General features: G+C 61.0%; 18 protein-coding genes. 12 read left to right on the top strand and 6 right to left on the bottom strand.

Translation table 11 applies throughout. The annotated features are described in order from the left end of the window. Positions 1–42: 42 nt before the first annotated feature. Positions 43–966: a glucose-1-phosphate thymidylyltransferase RfbA gene (gene rfbA, locus ACKUG4_RS08965; RefSeq protein WP_445433837.1), complete on the top strand. Its 924-nt coding sequence runs from the start codon at positions 43–45 to the stop codon at positions 964–966. A gap of 36 nt (positions 967–1,002) precedes the next feature. Here the strand turns inward: rfbA and ACKUG4_RS08960 are convergent, their stop codons facing one another. Then, the gene (locus tag ACKUG4_RS08960) at positions 1,003–2,139 is read right to left on the bottom strand and encodes an LLM class flavin-dependent oxidoreductase (protein WP_039772929.1); all 1,137 of its coding nucleotides are present in this window, start codon (positions 2,137–2,139) and stop codon (positions 1,003–1,005) included. A gap of 125 nt (positions 2,140–2,264) precedes the next feature. On the opposite strand from ACKUG4_RS08960, the gene ACKUG4_RS08955 reads away from it, so the two are divergent. From ACKUG4_RS08955 to ACKUG4_RS08925, 7 genes are all read left to right on the top strand, one after another. Further along, positions 2,265–3,170, top strand: coding sequence for an NAD(P)-dependent oxidoreductase (locus ACKUG4_RS08955; protein ID WP_256575332.1), 906 nt, complete (start codon positions 2,265–2,267; stop codon positions 3,168–3,170). A gap of 231 nt (positions 3,171–3,401) precedes the next feature. Then, positions 3,402–4,559 carry an acyl-CoA dehydrogenase family protein gene (locus ACKUG4_RS08950; protein ID WP_064593299.1) on the top strand — a complete coding sequence of 386 codons (1,158 nt, stop codon included), beginning with the start codon at positions 3,402–3,404 and terminating at the stop codon, positions 4,557–4,559. A 135-nt stretch (positions 4,560–4,694) separates the two neighbouring features. Then, positions 4,695–5,795, top strand: a complete 1,101-nt coding sequence (locus tag ACKUG4_RS08945) for an efflux RND transporter periplasmic adaptor subunit (protein ID WP_039772925.1) — start codon at positions 4,695–4,697, stop codon at positions 5,793–5,795. After that, entirely contained in the window at positions 5,792–8,869 is a 3,078-nt protein-coding gene (locus tag ACKUG4_RS08940; protein WP_064593301.1) for a MexW/MexI family multidrug efflux RND transporter permease subunit, read from the top strand. The genes ACKUG4_RS08945 and ACKUG4_RS08940 overlap by 4 nt, the downstream gene beginning before the upstream one ends. Before the next feature lie 9 nt (positions 8,870–8,878). After that, positions 8,879–10,330: an efflux transporter outer membrane subunit gene (locus tag ACKUG4_RS08935; protein ID WP_085611258.1), complete on the top strand. Its 1,452-nt coding sequence runs from the start codon at positions 8,879–8,881 to the stop codon at positions 10,328–10,330. Between the two features lie 130 nt (positions 10,331–10,460). Continuing rightward, positions 10,461–10,826 (top strand): ArsR/SmtB family transcription factor, encoded by a 366-nt coding sequence (locus tag ACKUG4_RS08930; RefSeq protein WP_039772921.1) that lies wholly within the window; start codon positions 10,461–10,463, stop codon positions 10,824–10,826. A 74-nt stretch (positions 10,827–10,900) separates the two neighbouring features. Continuing rightward, entirely contained in the window at positions 10,901–11,458 is a 558-nt protein-coding gene (locus ACKUG4_RS08925) for a chorismate--pyruvate lyase family protein (RefSeq protein ID WP_445433836.1), read from the top strand. A gap of 52 nt (positions 11,459–11,510) precedes the next feature. Here ACKUG4_RS08925 and ACKUG4_RS08920 read toward each other — a convergent pair whose 3' ends face one another. From ACKUG4_RS08920 to ACKUG4_RS08910, 3 genes are all read right to left on the bottom strand, one after another. Then, a complete protein-coding gene (locus ACKUG4_RS08920; protein ID WP_007953837.1) occupies positions 11,511–11,786 on the bottom strand; it encodes a LysR family transcriptional regulator in 276 nt (91 codons plus the stop codon). Between the two features lie 59 nt (positions 11,787–11,845). Continuing rightward, the gene (locus ACKUG4_RS08915) at positions 11,846–12,355 is read right to left on the bottom strand and encodes a flavin reductase (protein ID WP_007953834.1); all 510 of its coding nucleotides are present in this window, start codon (positions 12,353–12,355) and stop codon (positions 11,846–11,848) included. A 172-nt stretch (positions 12,356–12,527) separates the two neighbouring features. Then, positions 12,528–13,409 (bottom strand): LysR family transcriptional regulator, encoded by an 882-nt coding sequence (locus ACKUG4_RS08910; protein ID WP_445433835.1) that lies wholly within the window; start codon positions 13,407–13,409, stop codon positions 12,528–12,530. A 141-nt stretch (positions 13,410–13,550) separates the two neighbouring features. Between ACKUG4_RS08910 and ACKUG4_RS08905 the strand changes: the two genes are divergently transcribed. Next, complete coding sequence (locus ACKUG4_RS08905) at positions 13,551–14,315, top strand: sulfite exporter TauE/SafE family protein (RefSeq protein ID WP_445433850.1); 765 nt, start codon at positions 13,551–13,553, stop codon at positions 14,313–14,315. Here ACKUG4_RS08905 and ACKUG4_RS08900 read toward each other — a convergent pair. Further along, the gene (locus ACKUG4_RS08900; RefSeq protein WP_445433834.1) at positions 14,305–14,619 is read right to left on the bottom strand and encodes a putative quinol monooxygenase; all 315 of its coding nucleotides are present in this window, start codon (positions 14,617–14,619) and stop codon (positions 14,305–14,307) included. The genes ACKUG4_RS08905 and ACKUG4_RS08900 overlap by 11 nt on opposite strands. Before the next feature lie 201 nt (positions 14,620–14,820). Between ACKUG4_RS08900 and mdaB the strand changes: the two genes are divergently transcribed. From mdaB to ACKUG4_RS08885, 3 genes are all read left to right on the top strand, one after another. Beyond that, positions 14,821–15,411, top strand: a complete 591-nt coding sequence (gene mdaB / locus ACKUG4_RS08895) for an NADPH:quinone oxidoreductase MdaB (protein WP_445433833.1) — start codon at positions 14,821–14,823, stop codon at positions 15,409–15,411. Between the two features lie 60 nt (positions 15,412–15,471). After that, positions 15,472–16,383 (top strand): LysR family transcriptional regulator, encoded by a 912-nt coding sequence (locus tag ACKUG4_RS08890; protein ID WP_064593308.1) that lies wholly within the window; start codon positions 15,472–15,474, stop codon positions 16,381–16,383. 103 nt (positions 16,384–16,486) lie between these two features. Then, a complete protein-coding gene (locus tag ACKUG4_RS08885) occupies positions 16,487–17,380 on the top strand; it encodes an NAD-dependent epimerase/dehydratase family protein (RefSeq protein WP_445433832.1) in 894 nt (297 codons plus the stop codon). Positions 17,381–17,515: 135 nt separating this feature from the next. On the opposite strand, the gene ACKUG4_RS08880 is transcribed toward ACKUG4_RS08885, so the two are convergent. After that, on the bottom strand, positions 17,516–17,677 hold the full coding sequence (locus tag ACKUG4_RS08880) for a hypothetical protein (RefSeq protein ID WP_178076178.1): 162 nt from the start codon (positions 17,675–17,677) through the stop codon (positions 17,516–17,518). Positions 17,678–17,811 lie beyond the last annotated feature (134 nt).

The following is a 17,811-nucleotide window of genomic DNA, read 5'->3' as shown; positions in this document are numbered from 1 at the left end:
ACATTCCGTCATTCAAATCTCACTGCTTGAAAGGAAAAAAGCATGGCCAAGTACAAAGGAATTCTGCTGGCGGGCGGCGCGGGTTCGCGTCTGCACCCGATCACTTTGGGCGTCTCGAAACAGTCGCTGCCGGTGTATGACAAACCGATGATCTACTACCCGCTGTCGGTGCTGATGCTGGCGGAAATCCGCGAGATCCTGATCATCTCCACCCCGGAAGATCTGCCGGGCTTTCAGCGCATGCTCGGCGACGGCAGCCAGTTGGGCCTGAGCCTGAGCTACGCGGTGCAACCGAGCCCGGACGGCCTCGCCCAGGCGTTCATCATCGGTCGCGAATTCGTCGGTGAAGACAACGTCTGCCTGGTGCTCGGCGACAACATTTTCTACGGCGCCGGTTTCGGTGAAACCCTGCTGCAAGCGGCGGCGCGTGATGAAGGTGCGACGGTGTTCGGTTACTACGTGGCCGATCCCGAGCGCTTTGGCGTGGTGGAATTCGATGCTGCCGGCAAGGCCCTGAGCATCTGCGAAAAACCGAGCGATCCAAAGTCCAACTACGCCGTCACCGGCTTGTATTTCTACGACAACGAAGTGCTGCAGATTGCCGCCGACATCAAGCCGTCGCCGCGCGGCGAGCTGGAGATCACCGACGTCAACAACGTCTATCTGCAACGAGGCAAATTGAACGTGTCGGTGATGGGCCGTGGCATGGCGTGGCTGGATACCGGCACCCACGATGCGTTGATGGAGGCCGGCAATTTCGTGCAGGCCATCGAGAAACGCCAGGGCCTGAAAATCGCCTGCCTCGAAGAAATCGCCTATCACAAGGGCTGGATCGACGACGCGCAGTTGCTGGTGCATGCGGGCAGCATGAGCAAGACCGGTTACGGTCAGTATCTGGCCCGTTTGATTCACGATGACGTGGTGGTGGCGATGGATGCGCAGCGCCAGTTGAAAGGCGCTGCCTGATCAAGTGTGGGAACGAGCCTGCTCGCTCCCCCAGGTTCAGTGGCCAGTCACGCTGTCGAGTTGGGCAGCTTTGACCGTGGCGCGTGGATCGGCCGACGGAGTTTGCAAACGGGCCAGGCGATTGGCGTGCGTCGGCGCTTCGGCCGCCAGCGGCGAACGGCGTTTGCGGGTTTCTTCACGCAGCACCGGCAACACTTCCTTGCCGAACATGTCGAGTTGTTCCAGCACCGTTTTCAGCGGAATGCCGCCATGGTCGAACAGGAACAGCTGGCGCTGGTAGTCGCCGAAGTACTCGCGGAAGGTCAGGGTCTTGTCGATGATTTCCTGAGGGCTGCCGACGGCCAGCGGGGTCATTTCCATGAACTCTTCCAGCGACGGGCCATGGCCGTACACCGGGGCGTTGTCGAAGTAGGGACGGAACTCCCGGCGCGCATCCTGCGAGTTGCGGCGCATGAAAATGTGCCCGCCGAGACCGACGATCGCCTGCTCCGGCGTGCCGTGACCGTAATGGGCAAACCGCGCGCGGTAGAACTCGACCAGCGCCATGAAATGCTCACGGGGCCAGAGGATGTGGCTGGCGAAAAAACCGTCGCCGTAATACGCCGCCTGCTCGGCGATTTCCGGGGTGCGGATCGAGCCGTGCCAGACGAAGGGCGGCAGGTCATCGAGGGGCCTGGGGATCGAGGTGAAGTTTTTCAGCGGGGTGCGAAAGCGTCCGCTCCAGTTGAGGTCTTCTTCGCGCCAGAGCCGGTGCAGCAGGCGATAGTTCTCCATCGCCAGTGGCAGGCCGTCGGCGATGCTTTTGCCGAACCAGGGATAGACCGGTGCGGTGTTGCCCCGGCCGAGCATCAGGTCCATGCGGCCGCCGCAGAGGTTTTGCAGCAGCGAATATTCTTCGGCAAGGCGCACCGGATCGTTGGTGCTGATCAGGGTGGTGGACGTCGAGAGAATGATGCGTTGGGTCTTGGCTGCGATGTAGGCCAGCAGCGTGGTGGGAGAGGAGGTGATGAACGGAGGATTGTGGTGCTCGCCGGTGGCGAACACGTCCAGTCCGATGTCTTCGGCTTTCTGCGCAATTTGCAGGGTGGCCTGGATGCGCTCGGATTCGCTGGGGGTACGGGCGTTGGTAGGGTCTTGTGTGACGTCGCCAACGGTGTAGATCCCGAATTGCATAAAGCCTCCTTGCCTTGGGTAAAGGTGTGTTTGAAACCCTCGCCGCGAAGAATGAATCGTCGCGGCACTTGAAATGTACGCCTGTACACGTACAATCGCAATTCTGCATCATCTTCTGAACGGCTTTGAACACCTCATCGAGAGAGGAACGCGACATGGAACTGGGATTTATCGGTCTGGGCACGATGGGCGCACCGATGGTGCTGAACCTGCTGAAAGCCGGGCATCGGGTCCGCGTGTGGAATCGTTCGACGGCACCGCTGGAGGCACTGGCCGCGGCCGGCGCCGAAGCTGTCGAGACACCGGCGCTGGCGGCCCAGGCCGAGGTGCTGATCTCGATGCTCGGCGATGACACGGCAATCCGCTCGGTGTTCTTCGACGCCAAGGCGCTGGACGGTCTGCGGGCCGGCAGCGTGCACGTCAACATGTCCACGGTGTCCGTGGCGCTGGCCAGGGAACTGGCGGCCGTGCACGCAGCGCGTGGCGTCGGTTACGTGTCGGCACCGGTGTTGGGGCGGGTCGATGTGGCGGCTGCCGGCAATCTGAACATTCTCGCCTCCGGGCCCGCCGAAGCACTGGCTCGGGTACAGCCGTTGTTCGATGTGCTGGGGCGCAAGACCTGGAGGCTCGGCGACATGGCCGAGGTGGCCTGCGCTGCCAAACTGTCGGCCAACCTGATGATCGCCTCGGCAATCGAATCCATGGCCGAAGCCTCGACCCTGGCCGGCGGCTACGGTATCAGTCGCGAGGCGTTCATCGAGATGATCACCTCGACCCTGTTTGCCGTGCCGGTTTATCAGGGCTACGGCAAGCTGATGGTCGATGAAACATTCGAGCCGGCCGGTTTCAAGTTGTCGCTGGGTCTCAAGGACGTACGCCTGGCGCTGGAAGCTGGTGAAGCGGCGCAGGTGCCGCTGCCGTTTGCCAGCGTGTTGAAGGACAACCTTCTGGACGGCATGGCCCATGGTCAGGCCGATCAGGACTGGGCCTCGCTGTCGAAAGTCAGTGACCGGCGTGCCGGCGTGAAGTAATCCAAAAGTTTCAAGCAACGTAACTTGTGCGCAAGTTACGTTGGCCTTTTGCGCCTTGCGTTATTGTCGGACAGTGATTGCTCTTTTATTGGGAAATGAAAGAAGTCTGATAATAGTGCTTGTAAAATGTACGACTGTAGACGTACATTTTTATCGGGGTTTAACAACAATAAAAAGTTCTGTCTGTTTTTTCGTCTGCTGATCGTAAATAAATAATAGCTAGGAGCCGTTATGAAAAATCTAATGCAATGGAACAGCCTTCCCTCCGAATCCAATGAATGGCTCGAGAAGGTGCGTGCACTGAATCCGCTGATTATTCAGCACCGCGATTACAGCGAGCAGACCAATGCGACGCACAAGGATGTGATGTCCCGATTCTTCAAGGAAGGTTTTGGCCGGACCTCGGTGTCCAAGGCGTTCGGCGGGTCCCAGGTCGATATCCAGACCACCTCGGCCCTGCTGCTGGAATTCGCCCGGTTTGACGCCTCGCTGTCCTGGCAGTTGGCAGTGCAAGTGGCGATGGGGCGCCTGTCGGACTACCTGCCGGAAGCCACTTCCGAAGCGATCTACAACCACTGCGACGGCTTCGTGATCGGCGCCATCCACTCCGGTGGCGAAGCGCTGCCGATGGGCGACGAGTACCTGCTGAGCGGCAAATGGGCGTTCGCCAGCGGCTCGGCCCACGCCGACTGGCTGGTCTGCACCGCGACCGTCAAAGGCACTGAAAACAACACTAATCCGGAAGTGCGGATGTTCTTCGTGCCCGCCAGCCAGTGCACCATCCTGCCGACCTGGGACACCCTGGGCATGCGCGGCACCGGCAGCCATCACTTCCAGTGCTCCAACGTGATCGTCCACAAGTCTTTCTCGCTGGATGTCGAAACCCTCAAGCAATCCCCCGAAGCGCGCAATTCCCGGGCCTATGCCACCGGTTACTACGAGTTCGGCACCCTGGCGGCGATGTCCACCGTGCTCGGCGTGGCCCGGGCTGCGGTCGATCACTTCCGCAATGACCGCGCCGTGAACACCGACCCGGGCCTGGAAGGGGTGATCTTCGAGAAGACCGGTCGCGCCATCTCCTCGGTGCATACCGCACAACTGCTGCTGGAAGATGCGATCCATCAGGTGATCAACCGGGGTGAAACCATCGGCGAACCGGTCAGCGCCCGCGTCGGCCTGGCAGCCTCGGTGCTGACCGAGAACTCGGTCAATGCGGTCAACCAGATCTACTCGATGGCCGGTTCCAAAGCCGTCTACAAGTCGCACTTCCTGGAGCGTTGCTTCCGCGATATCCACACCGGTTCGAAGCACTTCACGTTGTCGCCTTTGAACTTGCACGGTATCGGCAAGTATTACCTGGATAAAACCAACGTACTGGCCGCGGCGTAACAGCGGATAAATAAAGCGGGCGCGTTTACAAGTGAAAGTTCACAGGGATCGATAACGCGCCCGTCTTTAGTTGCACCTTTATTTTCTTAAAACTCAAACTTTTGTGCTCGCAGCAAAGAGTCAAGGGAGTGCCACATGCTTGCTCGAAACATTATCAAGTCGCTGATCTTTATTGTTCTTGTGGTGGTGTTGTCCGCTGCACTGGGCTGGCGTTTCTGGTCGCCGCCACCGGCGGCGGCCGAGCAACGGATCCCCAGCACCCGGGTCGGTCTGGCCGTGGTCAAAAAGCAGCCTTACACCTACTACCTCGAGGCCATCGGCAAACTCGAAGCCCAGCGTCAGGTGCTGGTGTCGGCTGAAGTCAGCGGCAAAGTGGTGGACATCGATTTCGAGTCCGGCGATGAAGTGAAGGCGGGGCAAGTGCTGCTCAAGCTCAACGACGCGCCGGAGCAAGGCGAACTGGTGCGCCTGAAAGGCGAGTACGAATCGGCCAAGGCCCAGTTCGCCCGTGTCCAGGAGCTAGCCAAGACCGGCGCCGAAAGTCGTCGCGCCTTCGACAGTGCCCGCGCTCAATACGACGCGGCCAAAGGCGACATGGAGCGCATGCAGGCGCAGATCGCTCAACGCCATATCCGCGCGCCGTTCGCCGGCACCCTCGGCATTCGCCAGGCGCACCTGGGCCAATACCTGCAGGCCGGCAGCGCGGTGGCAACCCTGACCGATCCGGGCGTGCTGCGCGTCAACTTCACCCTCGCCGAGCGCGATGGCTCGCAAGTGCAACTGGGCCAGACCGTGCAGGCCAAGGTCGATGCCTGGGGTGATGTGACTTTCGCCGGCAAGATCGTCGCGGTCGATCCGCAGATCAACCAGTCCCACACCATCAACGTGCAAGCGGTCATTACCGACACGCAAAAACGCCTGCGTCCCGGCATGTATGCACGGGTCTCGGTGACCCTGCCGCAGACCGCCGAGCTGCTGATTCCGGAAACCGCGATCACCTACAACGCCTACGGCGAAAGCGTGTTCTCGGTCTACACCGACGAGGCCGGCGTGCAGAAGGTCAAGCGTGAAAGCATCAAGGTCGGCGAGCGCCGCGATGGCTGGGCGGTGGTCGACAAGGGCCTGACCGAAGGCGTGCAAGTGGTGACGTCCGGCCAGCTCAAGCTCCACGACGGCGTGGCGGTGGAAGGTGTCCCGGACACGATTGCTCTTAAACTCAGTGGGCTGGAAAAATGAATTTCACCGACCTCTTTCTTCGCCGCCCGGTGCTGGCCGTGGTGGTCAGCACGCTGATCCTGCTGTTCGGGGTGCGCGCGCTGATGAACCTGCCGATCCGCCAGTACCCGATGCTGGAAACGTCGACCATCACGGTTACGACCCAATATCCCGGCGCCTCTTCGGAACTGATGCAAGGCTTCGTCACGCAGCCGATCAGCCAGGCCGTGGCCTCGGTCGAGGGCATCGACTATCTGTCGTCGGCCTCGACCCAGGGCCGCAGCCAGGTGACGATCCGCATGGCACTCAACAGTGACTCCATCGCGGCGCTGACCGAGGTCATGGCCAAGGTCAACCAGATCAAATACCGCTTGCCGAAGGACGCGTACGACCCGGTGGTGGAACGCACGTCCGGCGGCTTCACCAGCGTGGCCTACGTCGCGTTCGCCAGCTCCAACCTGACCATTCCGGAGATGTCCGACTACATCTCCCGCGTCGTCGAGCCGATGTTCGCCGGCATCGAAGGCGTGGCCAAGATCAACATCATGGGCGAGCAGAAACTGTCCATGCGCCTGTGGCTCGACCCGCAGCGTCTGGCCGGTTACGGCATGACCGGGCAGGACGTGTCGGCGGCCATCGAGGGCAACAACTTCCAGGCGGCTCCCGGTCAGGTCAAAGGCCTGTACGTGGTCAGCAACCTGCGGGTCAACACTGACCTGAACAGCGTCGAAGATTTCCGCGACATGGTGCTGCGCAACGACAACGGCCACATCATCCGTGTGCGTGACGTCGGCACCGTGGAGTTGAACGCAGCCTCCACCGACACCAGCGGCGCGATGAGCGACGTACCGGCGCTGTTCCTTGGCCTGGACGCCGCACCGACCGGCAACCCGCTGGTCATCGTCAAACGCGTGCGCGAATTGCTGCCGCAGATCCAGGAAACCCTGCCACCGGGCGTGACCGTGCAGATCCCGTTCGAAGTGGCGCACTTCATTCAGTCGTCGATCGACGAGGTGAGCTACACCCTGCTCGAAGCGCTGGTGATCGTGGTGCTGGTGATCTACCTGTGCCTCGGTACGTTCCGCACCGTGCTGATTCCGCTGGTGACGATTCCGCTGTCGATGCTCGGCGCAGCGATGCTGATGCAGATGTTCGGCTTCAGCCTCAATCTGCTGACCTTGCTGGCGATGGTTTTGGCCATCGGGTTGGTGGTGGACGACGCCATCGTCGTGGTGGAAAACGTCCACCGTCACATCGAAGAGGGCAAGACGCCGTTCGACGCTGCGCTGATCGGCGCCCGTGAAGTGGCGGGGCCGGTGGTGGCGATGACCTTCACCCTGGCGGCGGTGTACGCGCCAATTGGCTTGATGGGCGGCCTCACCGGCACGCTGTTCAAGGAGTTCGCGCTGACCCTGGCCGGCGCCGTGGTGATTTCCGGCATCGTCGCGCTGACCCTGTCGCCGATCATGAGTACCCGTCTGCTGGACGCGAAAACCAGCGAAGGTTTCATGGCGGTCAAGGCAGATCGATTCTTCCAGTACCTGTCCCGTCGTTATGGCGCGCTGCTCGGCGGTTCGCTGGCCCGGCGCTGGATCAGCCTGAGCGTGGCGCTGGTGATCTTCTTCAGCCTGCCGTTCCTCTATCGCTCGGCGCAGACCGAACTGGCGCCGCTGGAAGACCAGAACATCCTGCTGACCGCAATCAAGGCGCCGCAGCACGCCAACCTGAATTACCTCGAGGCCTACGCCCACGAGTTGTACAAGACCTTCAACGAAATCCCCGAGGGTTACAGCAACTGGGTGGCGAACGGTTCCGACGGTCTGTCCAACAGCGTCGGCGGGATCAACCTGGTGGACTGGGAAAAACGCGGTCGCGATGCCAACACCATCCAGCCTGACTTGCAGGCGCGGGTGAACCAGATCGAAGGCACGAGCATTTTCGTGTTCCAGATGCCGCCGCTGCCGGGCTCCACCGGTGGCCTGCCGGTGCAGATGGTGATCCGCAGCGATCAGGAATACCTGGCGCTGTACAACGTGATGGATCAGCTCAAGCAAGCCGCGCAGGCCAGCGGTCTGTTCGCGGTGGTCGACAGTGATCTGGACTTCAACAACCCGGTGGTGGAAATCCAGGTCGACCGGGCCAAGGCCAACGCCCTGGGCATCCGCATGCAGGACATCGGCGAAACGCTGAACAGCCTGATCGGTGAGAAGTACGTCAACCGGTTCTCGTTCCATGGTCGCTCCTACGACGTGATCCCGCAGTCGGTGTCGGCGGATCGCCTGACTCCGGAAACCCTGAAGCTGTATTACGTGAAGGACCAGAAGGGCAATCCGGTGCCGCTGTCGACACTGGCCACTCTCAGCGTCAAGGTCGAGCCGAATCGCCTGACCCAGTTCAACCAGCAGAACTCCGCCACGTTCCAGGCCATCCCGGCGCCGGGCGTGACGTTGGGTGATGCAGTGGGCTTCCTGCAAAAACAATCGGAAGGTTTCCCCGCCGGCTTCAGTTTCGACTGGCAGTCCGACGCCCGCCAATACGTGCAGGAAGGCAACAGCCTGGCGTTCACCTTCGGCCTGGCCCTGGTGATCATCTATCTGGTGCTGAGCGTGCAATACGAGAGCTTCCGCGACCCGTTCATCATCCTGATCAGCGTGCCGTTGTCGATCTGCGGGGCCCTGGTGCCGCTGGCGCTGGGCATGACGTCGATGAACATCTACACCCAGATCGGCCTGATCACGCTGATCGGTCTGATCAGTAAGCACGGGATCCTGATGGTCGCGTTCGCCAACGAGTTGCAGCGCCAGCAAGGCATGGACCGCGTGCAAGCGATCCAGCACGCCGCGCAGGTGCGTCTGCGGCCGATCCTGATGACCACTGCGGCAATGGTGGTCGGCCTCGCGCCGCTGTTGTTCGCCAGCGGTGCCGGCGCCAACAGCCGCTTCGGCCTGGGCCTGGTGATTGTGGTGGGGATGCTGATCGGCACCTTGTTCACCCTGTTCATTCTGCCGTCGGTGTACACGCTGCTCAGTTCGATCAAGCAACCGAGCCACGCACCCGAAGCCGAGCCGGCCGGCGTGCCGCAACCCATCCTGTGAGGACGTGACATGCATTCGATTACACGTTTGATGCTGGCGCCGCTGGCGGCGTCCATCCTGTTGGCGGCCGGTTGTGTGAACTACGCCGGGATCGATCATCAGGGCAAATTGCTGGCGGTCGGCGATGCGCCGTCCGACAGCCTGAAAGACAAACTGCCGCCGGCTCAATGGCCGCGTGCGGACTGGTGGACATCGCTGGGCGACCCACGTCTGGGTGCTCTGATCGAAGAGGCTTACGCCAGCAACCCGGACTTGCAGGAAGTCGCTGCCCGGGTCGCGAAGGCCAACGCATTTCTCGACCTGCGCGACGCCGAGCGCTATCCGGAAATGGACGCATCGGCGGGTGTCACTCGCGGTCGGCTGTCGCGCTTCGAGGACTACAGCGGCGAGGGACACAAGTACTTCACCGCACGCAATCTGGCGGTGAATTTCAGCTACACCTTCGACCTCTGGGGCGGCCAGCGTGCCGCCTGGGAATCGGCGCTGAACAGCGCGAGAGCGGCGGAAGTCGATCTGCAATCGTCGCGGCTGATTCTGGCGGTCAACGTGGTCAAGGCTTACAACCAGTTGGCGTATGCGTGGCAGGTCTCGGAGCTCAATCAACGGGATCTGGAACGCTTGAGCAAACTGGTGGACCTGACGGATTCACGTTACGGCTCGGGCCTCGACAATCTGTCGCAACTCAAGCAGGTGCAGAGCCTCAAGGCGCGTTCGGAATCGACGCTGATCGGCGCCAACGAAGACATCGAAATCGCCCGCCTGCAGTTGTCGGCGCTGATCGGCAAGGGCGTCGATCGTGCGCACACGCTCGAGCGCCCATCGAATCTGCAAGCGAGCGTGGTGGCATTGCCGGCGCAGTTGCCGGCTCAACTATTGGGCCGCCGTCCGGACATCGTCGCCGCACGTTGGCGCGTGGAGGCCGAGACTAAAAACGTCGAGGCGGTGAAGACCACGTTCTACCCGAACATCAATCTGGTGGCGGCGGCGGGGTCCCATGCATTGACCGGTGATGCGCTGTTCGCCGGGGTCAGCAAGTTCTGGAACGTGGCGCCGACGGTGTCGCTGCCGATCTTCGATGCCGGGCGTCTGCGCTCGGATCTGAAGGCCGGCAATGCCGAACTCGACAGCTCCATCGCACAGTACAACCGGGTGCTGAATTCGGCCCTGCACGAGGTGGCGATTTCGGTGACGCAGTTGCGTTCGTTCGAGCAGCAGATCGTCGTGCAGCGCGATGCCTGTGCGATTGCCCAGTCGTCCTACGATCTGTCGCAGTCGCGCTACAAGGCCGGGGAGGACACGTTCCTCGATGCGCTTAACATCGAGCAACAATTGATTCAGGACGAAATGCGCCTGGCCTTCCTCAACAGCAAGCACATCGACAGCTCGGTTTCGTTGATGGCAGCGCTGGGCGGCGGGTTCCAGGCGCCTGCGCTGGAGACCGCGCAGAGCAGCGATTTGTAGTTGTTTTGCGGGACGCCGCCTCCGGGGCGGCTGTCGCGGGGAAAAAACATCTTGTGTATAGTCTTACTGTTCTCGTATAGACGAATACAAGACGGATTTTTCCCGCCTATATCATCAAGGGTACCTACCTATGAACGTCCCGAATCATCCCAATCAGGATCAGATCCTTCTGGAAAATGTGCTGTCCGCATTGGGAAGCCCGCTGCGCCTGACCGTGTTGAAAGTATTGGCCGATGGCCAGGAACATCCGTGCGGCCGGATCCTCAAGGGTGCATCGAAGTCGACCATGACCCACCACTGGCGGGTTCTGCGTGACAGCGGTCTGATTTGGCAGCGCCCTTACGGTCGGGAAAACCTGCTGTCCCTGCGTCGTGAAGACATGGACGTGCGTTTTCCGGGCCTGCTCGACTCGCTGCTGTCGGCAGTCAAGACCGATGAACAGACCATCAGCGTCATCAGCAAACACGAAGTGACCGAAGAAGTCGGAGCCGAGTGACAGACACCGCCGGTGAAGGGTTGGCCTTCCACGGCAACCAACAATTCACCATCACCAGGAAGGTGTGAGCGGGTATGGATACAAGTCATTACTGGTCATCGCGACCGCTGTCGGAATTGACCGGCTCCGAGCATCACTGGCTGTTTTTGCCCGGGGCACTGACCCCACGTCTGAAAGCCATGGGCGATTATTCAATCGAAGTCGTCGAGCAGTCCCATGGCCCGCTCGACCCTGAAGAAGCGCAAGCGCTGAACGTGCCGCCAAACACCATTGGCTGGGTGCGCGAAGTGGTGATGAAGCTCGATGGCGAGGCATGTGTCACGGCGCGCAGCCTGACCAGCGTGCCGGCGCTGAATGGCGACTGGGCGGAGCTGAACGGCTACGGCCGTCGACCGCTGGCCGAGATTCTCTACACCTCGGAGCAGACCCTGCGCGAACCCTTCCAATGTGCCTTGCTGCCGCCCGGTGCGCCGTTGGCCGCGCTGTCCTATCGCTACGCGCCGCAAGCCGAACGTCTGTTGGCCCGGCGTTCGCGTTTCACCCGCAATGGTTCGGCGCTGCTGGTCAGCGAGTGCTTCCTGCCGGCGTTCTGGGCTCGGGTCGAGTACGCTCAGGCGCTCAAGTCGGCCTGATGAAATGAAACCTGCGGAAGCGAACCCCCGCAGGTTTTTTTTCGCCGGTTTTTCAGAGCCGGATCACCGCTTCGATTTGCTTGATGGCCGGCGTCAGCGCTTGCGCCAGTTGCTCGGCTTTCGAGGTCGGGCGCATGGTTCTCGACGAGCGCAGAAACAACGGATCATCGAAGCGCTTGCGCAGCCGTGCCAGCGATCCGCTGATGGCGGGTTGTTTGACGTGCAGACGTTCGGCCGTGCGGGACACGCTGCGTTCGCGGAACAGCACCAGGAAAATGATGATCAGGTTCAGGTCGATATCCGCGAAGTTATCTTCATTGAATAGCATGGTTACATCCCTGTCATGACCCGCCGGCCGGCTTCAGCCGAGGCCGGCGGGTGTCTGGATCACTGCTCGGGTGCCAGGCGCAGTTCGTCGTTCAGACGGTAGTAACTGCGGTTGAAATAGACCAGGCCTTCCGTGGCCTCGCTGTGTTGCTGCAGCTCGAGAATTTCACAGTAGAAGATGCTGTGGGTGCCGACCTCGTCGACCTTGCTGACTCGGCAATCGAGGCTGACCAGCGCCTCCTCGATCACCGGCGAACCGGTCTTGAGGGTCTGGCAGTTCACGCTGGAAAAACGCTCCTGCATGCTCAACTGCCGATTGGCGAATGCGCCGGAGGTCGACTGGTGGTCGCCAGTCAGCACGTTCACGCACAGCACGCCATTGGTCTTGAAATGCTCGTGATTGGACGACGAGCGATTGACGCACACCAGCAGCGTCGGCGGTGAATCCGTCACGCTGCACACCGCCGAGGCGGTAAAGCCGAAACGCCCCGCAGGGCCATCGGTCGTGACGATGGTGACGGCACTCCCCAGCATCGCCATTGCATTACGAAACTCCGTTGAATCAACCATCGCGTCACCTCATTCCATGTAGGTTTAATGGAGCCGATCCGTTCTTCCTTGTCCGTTGTCGTTGTGCGAAAACGGGTATCGGGCAACACGTTCGCTCTGGCGATATAGTACGTATGTATACGTACCTTGCAAGCTATTCCTTGTGCTTATTTTGCCGAAGAAAAAAACATGTTTACGGGAGTGCCAAGGCTTGCAACAAGGCTGTGGCATAGGGCGGCAACGCGGCGAAGTCGCGGGCGCACAGCAACAGTTTGCGCCTGGCCCAGCCTTCATTCATTGGCAGGGTCTTGAAGGCTTGCGGCGCAGCGCGCTGAACCGCCGCCAGCGGCACGATGCCCAGGCCGGCACCTCGGGCCACCATGCGCATCACGCCGTTGAAGCCATCGGCACGGATGCGGATCTGCATCCGCGAGCCGCTGTGCAGCGCCTGCTCTTCCAGGTAAATCGCCAAAGCGCTGTCGGCCTGCAGCCCGACAAAGTCATGGCGCAGAGCGTCGCTGAAACTGACTTCAGTTGCGTCAGACAGTGGATGTTCCAAAGGCAGAATCAGCACCAGCGGATCATCGCGAAAGGCTAGGGTCTGCAAGTCGGTGGTGTCGATCGCGTCGGACACAATGCCCAGATCCGCCGCGCCCTGACGCAAGGCATGGGTGATGCGAGCGCTGGGCAGTTCCTGCAAATCGATGTCGAGATTGGGATGTTCACGCAGGAAATCCGCCAGCACCTCCGGCAGGTATTCGCTGAGCGCCGTGGTGTTACACAGCAGACGCACCTGGCCTCTGACGCCGCGGGCATATTCGGCCAGATCCTGTTGCAGACGTTCAGCCTGTTGCAGCATCACCCGCGCATGTTGCGCCAGGGCTTTGCCGGCCGGCGTCGGCGTGACACCACGGCGCCCGCGCTCGAGGAATTCGGTACCCAATGAAGCTTCCATTGCCCTGATACGCGCGCTCGCCGCCGCCAGCGACAGATGACTGCGAGCGGCGCCGGCGGTGATGTTGCCGCTGTCGAGGATGTGCAAATAGAGGCGCAGGTCGGTGAGGTCGAAGTGCATGGGGCAGCCTCAATATCAGTGGTGTCGGTCCCGACGAAGAGGCCAGTGGCCGCAAAAAATCTACAAGCCTCTTGTGTTGAAAGAGGCTGCCTCAGTGTATGACAGATTTTCAGTTGATCCTCGCAGGCGCACAGTATGGCCATGAATGCACTCGCCGATTTCTATCAAAACCTCGGTCTGACCCTGTCATTGCTGGTGATGGTGACCTTCGTCGTCGCCGGCATGATCAAGGGCGTGATCGGCCTCGGCCTGCCTACCGTCGCCATGGGGCTGCTCGGTCTGGCTATGGCACCGTCGCAGGCTGCGGCGTTGCTGATCATTCCGGCGACCCTCACCAACGTCTGGCAACTGGCGTTCGGCGGGCATTTGCAGGGGCTGGTGAAACGCTTGTGGCCGATGCTGCTGGCGATCTTCCTCGGCACGGCCATCGGCACCTTGTGGATCGGCATGGCAGGCGGGCATTGGGTGGTGCGCGGACTTGGCGCGGCGCTGTTGCTCTATGCGTTGAGCGGATTGTTCCTGCCGACGCTGAGTGTCAGTCGCCGCCATGAACCATGGCTGGGGCCGCTGTGTGGCGTGATCACCGGCGTCATCACTTCGGCGACGGGGGTGTTCGTGATTCCCGCCGTCCCGTACATGCAGGCCCTGGGCTTGAGCCGCGATGAACTGGTGCAGGCGCTGGGGCTGTCCTTCACCGTGTCGACCCTGGCGCTGGCCGGCGGATTGCTCTGGCGCGGGTCGCTCGGCGGCGCGGAACTGAGTGCTTCGCTGCTGGCGCTGATCCCCGCTGTCCTCGGCATGTGGCTCGGCCAATGGCTGCGCCAGCGCATCAGCGCCGTGCTGTTCAGGCGGGTGTTTTTCATCGGTCTGGGCGCGCTCGGCGCCCATCTGCTGATCAGCGGTTAGCGGACGAATCGCTGAGCATTTCAATCGGGCGGATATCGAAATCCCGCTCCAGGTATTCCATGCGCTGGGCCAGGAACTGCTGCATGTGCGGCAGGTTCGAGTGCACGTCCAGATGCGCCTGGCTTTCCCAGATCTCGTAGAAGATGAACAGGGTCGGGTCTTCCTTGTCGCGCAGCATGTGGTACTCGATGCAGCCGGATTCGGCGCGGCTCGGCTCGACGTAGGCGCGGAAAAACGCTTCGAAAGCCTCGGCTTTTTCCGGGCGGGTCTTGGCGTGCAGGATGAAACCCTGGCGTTCGCTCATCGCAAAAAACTCCTCAGATTCAGATGGCGGCCAATCCTACGGCAACAATCGGCAATCGATTCGTGCGTTTTACTCAAATGATTTTTGCGCCATCGGTGCTTATTCCGCGCGAGACGGATCGCTAATCTGCCGCCATTGCATTTTTCCCCTTCTCCATCCAGCGCTCTGCGCTGCGCATCGGAATCCGATCGAGGCTCTCCCATGAAAAAAGTGCTGTTGCTCAATGGCGGTAAAAAATTCGCCCACTCCGACGGTCGCTACAACACCACCCTGCACGAATCGGCGTTGAGCGTGCTGGATCGTGGCGGTCTCGACGTCAAGACCACCTTCATCGACGAGGGTTACGACATCGCCGAAGAAGTCGCCAAATTCCTCTGGGCCGACGTGATCATTTATCAGATGCCGGGCTGGTGGATGGGCGCACCGTGGACCGTGAAAAAGTACATCGACGAAGTCTTCACCGAAGGCCACGGCAGCCTCTACGCCAGCGACGGCCGTACCCGTTCCGATTCCTCGCAGAAGTACGGCAGCGGCGGTCTGATCCACGGCAAGCAATACATGCTGTCGCTGACCTGGAACGCACCGCAGCAGGCGTTCGATGACCCGACCGACTTCTTCGAAGCCAAAGGCGTGGACGCCGTGTACTTCCCGTTCCACAAGGCCAACCAGTTCCTCGGCATGACCGGCCTGCCGACGTTCCTTTGTGTGGACGTGATGAAACGCCCGAACATCGAAGCTGATGTGGCGCGTTACGAGCAGCATCTGACCGAGGTGTTTGGCCTCAAGGCCTGACGCTCGGCTACTATCGAAGGCCTGAGCTTGCGCAGCAGGCCTTTCGATTCGAGGACACCCGTGAAAGCCAGATCCGATGAGTTGCAGATTTTCGTCTGCGTGATCGAATGCGGTTCGATTTCCGCCGCCGCCGAGCAGGTCGGACAGACGCCGTCGGCGGTCAGCCGCACGCTGTCGCGACTGGAAGCCAAGCTCGACACCACGCTGATCAACCGCACCACTCGGCGCATGGACCTGACCGAGGAGGGCAAGTACTTCTTCGAACAGGCCAAGCTGATCCTCGACCAGATGGACCAGCTCGAAGAGCGCCTGTCTTCGCGCCAGCAGACGCCATCAGGGCGACTGCGGATCAACGCCGCGTCGCCGTTCATGCTCCACGCCGTCGTGCCGTACATCGACGAATTCCGCCGGCTGTACCCGGACATCCAGCTCGAACTCAACAGCAATGACCTGATCATTGACCTGCTGGAACAAAGCACCGACGTTGCTATCCGCATCGGCACCCTCGCCGATTCGACGTTGCATGCCCGCTCGCTGGGTTGCAGTCCGCTGCTGATCGTCGCCAGTCCAGCGTATGTGGAAAAACACGGTGCGCCGCGCGAAGTGGCCGATCTGAGCGAGCACACCTTGCTTGGCTTCACCCAAAACGAAGGCCTCAACCAGTGGCCTCTGCGTTACGTGCACGGCGACCGTTGGCCGATCACTCCGGCGATCAGCGCCTCCAGCGGCGAGACGGTTCGCCATCTGGCGCTGGAGGGACAGGGCATCGCCTGCCTCTCGCACTTCATGACCATCGACGACATTCGCGCAGGGCGCCTCAAGGTGTTGCTGGCGGAATTCAACAGCGGTTATCGCCAGCCGATCAACGCGGTGTACTACCGCAACTCGCAGCTGGCGCTGCGCATCCAGTGCTTCCTGGACTTCATCCAGAGCAAACTGGCGGCTTACGCCAGCGCTGATTTCAAGGGCTGATTCGTGATCCCTGCGCAACAGTGATTTGGTTGTGGGCGGGTTTTTCCACAGAACTCGCCGGTCGATACTCGCTCCATCACTTACTCACGCAGGGAGTTTCTCCATGAACGTATTCGTCACCGGCGCTGCCGGTTTTATCGGCGGCTCCATCGCCACCGGTCTGGTCCAGGCCGGCCACACCGTCATCGGTCTGGTGCGCAGCGCCGAACAGGCCAATGAGCTGAAAGCGCTGGGCATCACCCCGGTAATCGGCACCCTCGACGACAAGACACTGCTGGCCGAACAGGCTCGCGCCGCCGACGCCGTGATCAACGCCGCCAGCAGCGACCATCGCGGTGCGGTCGAAGCCCTGCTCGATGCCCTGCGCGGCTCGAACAAAGTGTTCCTGCACACCAGCGGTTCGAGCATCGTCGGCGATGCGTCCGGCGGCAAATCCAGCGATGTCATCTACTTCGAAGACAACCTGCCGGAGCCGACCGTCGACAAGGCCGCACGGGTGGCCATCGACAATCTGATCCTCGCCGCAGCGCAGGACGGCGTGAACTCGGCCGTCATCTGCAACACCCTGATTTACGGCCACAGCCTGGGCGTCAATCGCGACAGCGTGCAACTGCCGCGCCTGCTGAAACAGGCACGTAAAAGCGGCGTGGTTCGTCACGTCGGCACCGGTCAGAACATCTGGTCCAACGTGCACATCGAAGATGTCGTGGCGCTGTACCTGCTGGCCCTGACCAAAAACGTCCCGGGCACCTTCTACTTCGTCGAAAGCGGCGAAGCGTCGTTCATCGACATGACCACCGCCATGGCCGAAGCGCTGAATCTGGGCCAGCCACAAGACTGGCCACTGAAAGATGCCGAAGCCGAGTGGGGCTACGAGATGGCCAACTACGGCCTCGGCTCCAACAGCCGCGTACGCGGCAAACACGCCCGCGAACTGCTGGGCTGGGCGCCGAAGCGCACGTCGGTGGTTGAATGGATTCGTAACGAAATGGTGTGAGGGTTGATTAAACCCGAGAGGGCTTTGCGACTAACCTGTGAACGGCTGCCTTTGGGCAGCCGTTTGTGTTTTTGGATTTGTCTTGGCGCCGAGATTGAGTGAATTCGCCACTTTTTCAGAAACTGAATGACGACTCTATTCGGCCAGAGAAAGATGCAGAAACTTGCTGTCCTTGAGCTTCAGCTTGCGTTCAATCGATTCAACGCTCTGACCCGTTTCGATGGCTGTCGAACTGGCAATCGCGCGTATCAACGCTTCGGCAGTGAGCTTTTTGGGGCGGCGGCGCGGAGCAGTCATGGCAGGAACTCTATAGAAAGCGTCTGCCGAGTATAGCGCCTGGACTGATGTTGAAAACCTTGTGGTCTGGGCGAAACCTTCAGCCGGGTCATGAAAATCCTACCCCGCGATTTTCATTATTCGCGACAAGACAT

The organism is Candidatus Pseudomonas auctus, from assembly GCF_048654275.1.
GTDB classification, from domain to species: Bacteria; Pseudomonadota; Gammaproteobacteria; order Pseudomonadales; family Pseudomonadaceae; genus Aquipseudomonas; species Aquipseudomonas pharyngis.
The sequence above is the reverse complement of the archived record's forward strand: the minus strand, read 5'-3'. Positions and strand labels throughout refer to the sequence as shown.

Coding starts and splice junctions, on each gene's coding strand:
- ACKUG4_RS08935 (WP_085611258.1), top strand. CDS start 8,879: ATGCATTCGATTACACGTTTGATGCTGGCGCCGCTGGCGGCGTCCATC.
- ACKUG4_RS08885 (WP_445433832.1), top strand. CDS start 16,487: ATGAACGTATTCGTCACCGGCGCTGCCGGTTTTATCGGCGGCTCCATC.
- ACKUG4_RS08930 (WP_039772921.1), top strand. CDS start 10,461: ATGAACGTCCCGAATCATCCCAATCAGGATCAGATCCTTCTGGAAAAT.
- ACKUG4_RS08880 (WP_178076178.1), bottom strand. CDS start 17,677: ATGACTGCTCCGCGCCGCCGCCCCAAAAAGCTCACTGCCGAAGCGTTG.
- ACKUG4_RS08915 (WP_007953834.1), bottom strand. CDS start 12,355: ATGGTTGATTCAACGGAGTTTCGTAATGCAATGGCGATGCTGGGGAGT.
- ACKUG4_RS08900 (WP_445433834.1), bottom strand. CDS start 14,619: ATGAGCGAACGCCAGGGTTTCATCCTGCACGCCAAGACCCGCCCGGAA.
- ACKUG4_RS08950 (WP_064593299.1), top strand. CDS start 3,402: ATGAAAAATCTAATGCAATGGAACAGCCTTCCCTCCGAATCCAATGAA.
- rfbA (WP_445433837.1), top strand. CDS start 43: ATGGCCAAGTACAAAGGAATTCTGCTGGCGGGCGGCGCGGGTTCGCGT.
- ACKUG4_RS08920 (WP_007953837.1), bottom strand. CDS start 11,786: ATGCTATTCAATGAAGATAACTTCGCGGATATCGACCTGAACCTGATC.
- ACKUG4_RS08925 (WP_445433836.1), top strand. CDS start 10,901: ATGGATACAAGTCATTACTGGTCATCGCGACCGCTGTCGGAATTGACC.
- ACKUG4_RS08960 (WP_039772929.1), bottom strand. CDS start 2,139: ATGCAATTCGGGATCTACACCGTTGGCGACGTCACACAAGACCCTACC.
- ACKUG4_RS08945 (WP_039772925.1), top strand. CDS start 4,695: ATGCTTGCTCGAAACATTATCAAGTCGCTGATCTTTATTGTTCTTGTG.
- ACKUG4_RS08905 (WP_445433850.1), top strand. CDS start 13,551: ATGAATGCACTCGCCGATTTCTATCAAAACCTCGGTCTGACCCTGTCA.
- ACKUG4_RS08940 (WP_064593301.1), top strand. CDS start 5,792: ATGAATTTCACCGACCTCTTTCTTCGCCGCCCGGTGCTGGCCGTGGTG.
- mdaB (WP_445433833.1), top strand. CDS start 14,821: ATGAAAAAAGTGCTGTTGCTCAATGGCGGTAAAAAATTCGCCCACTCC.
- ACKUG4_RS08910 (WP_445433835.1), bottom strand. CDS start 13,409: ATGCACTTCGACCTCACCGACCTGCGCCTCTATTTGCACATCCTCGAC.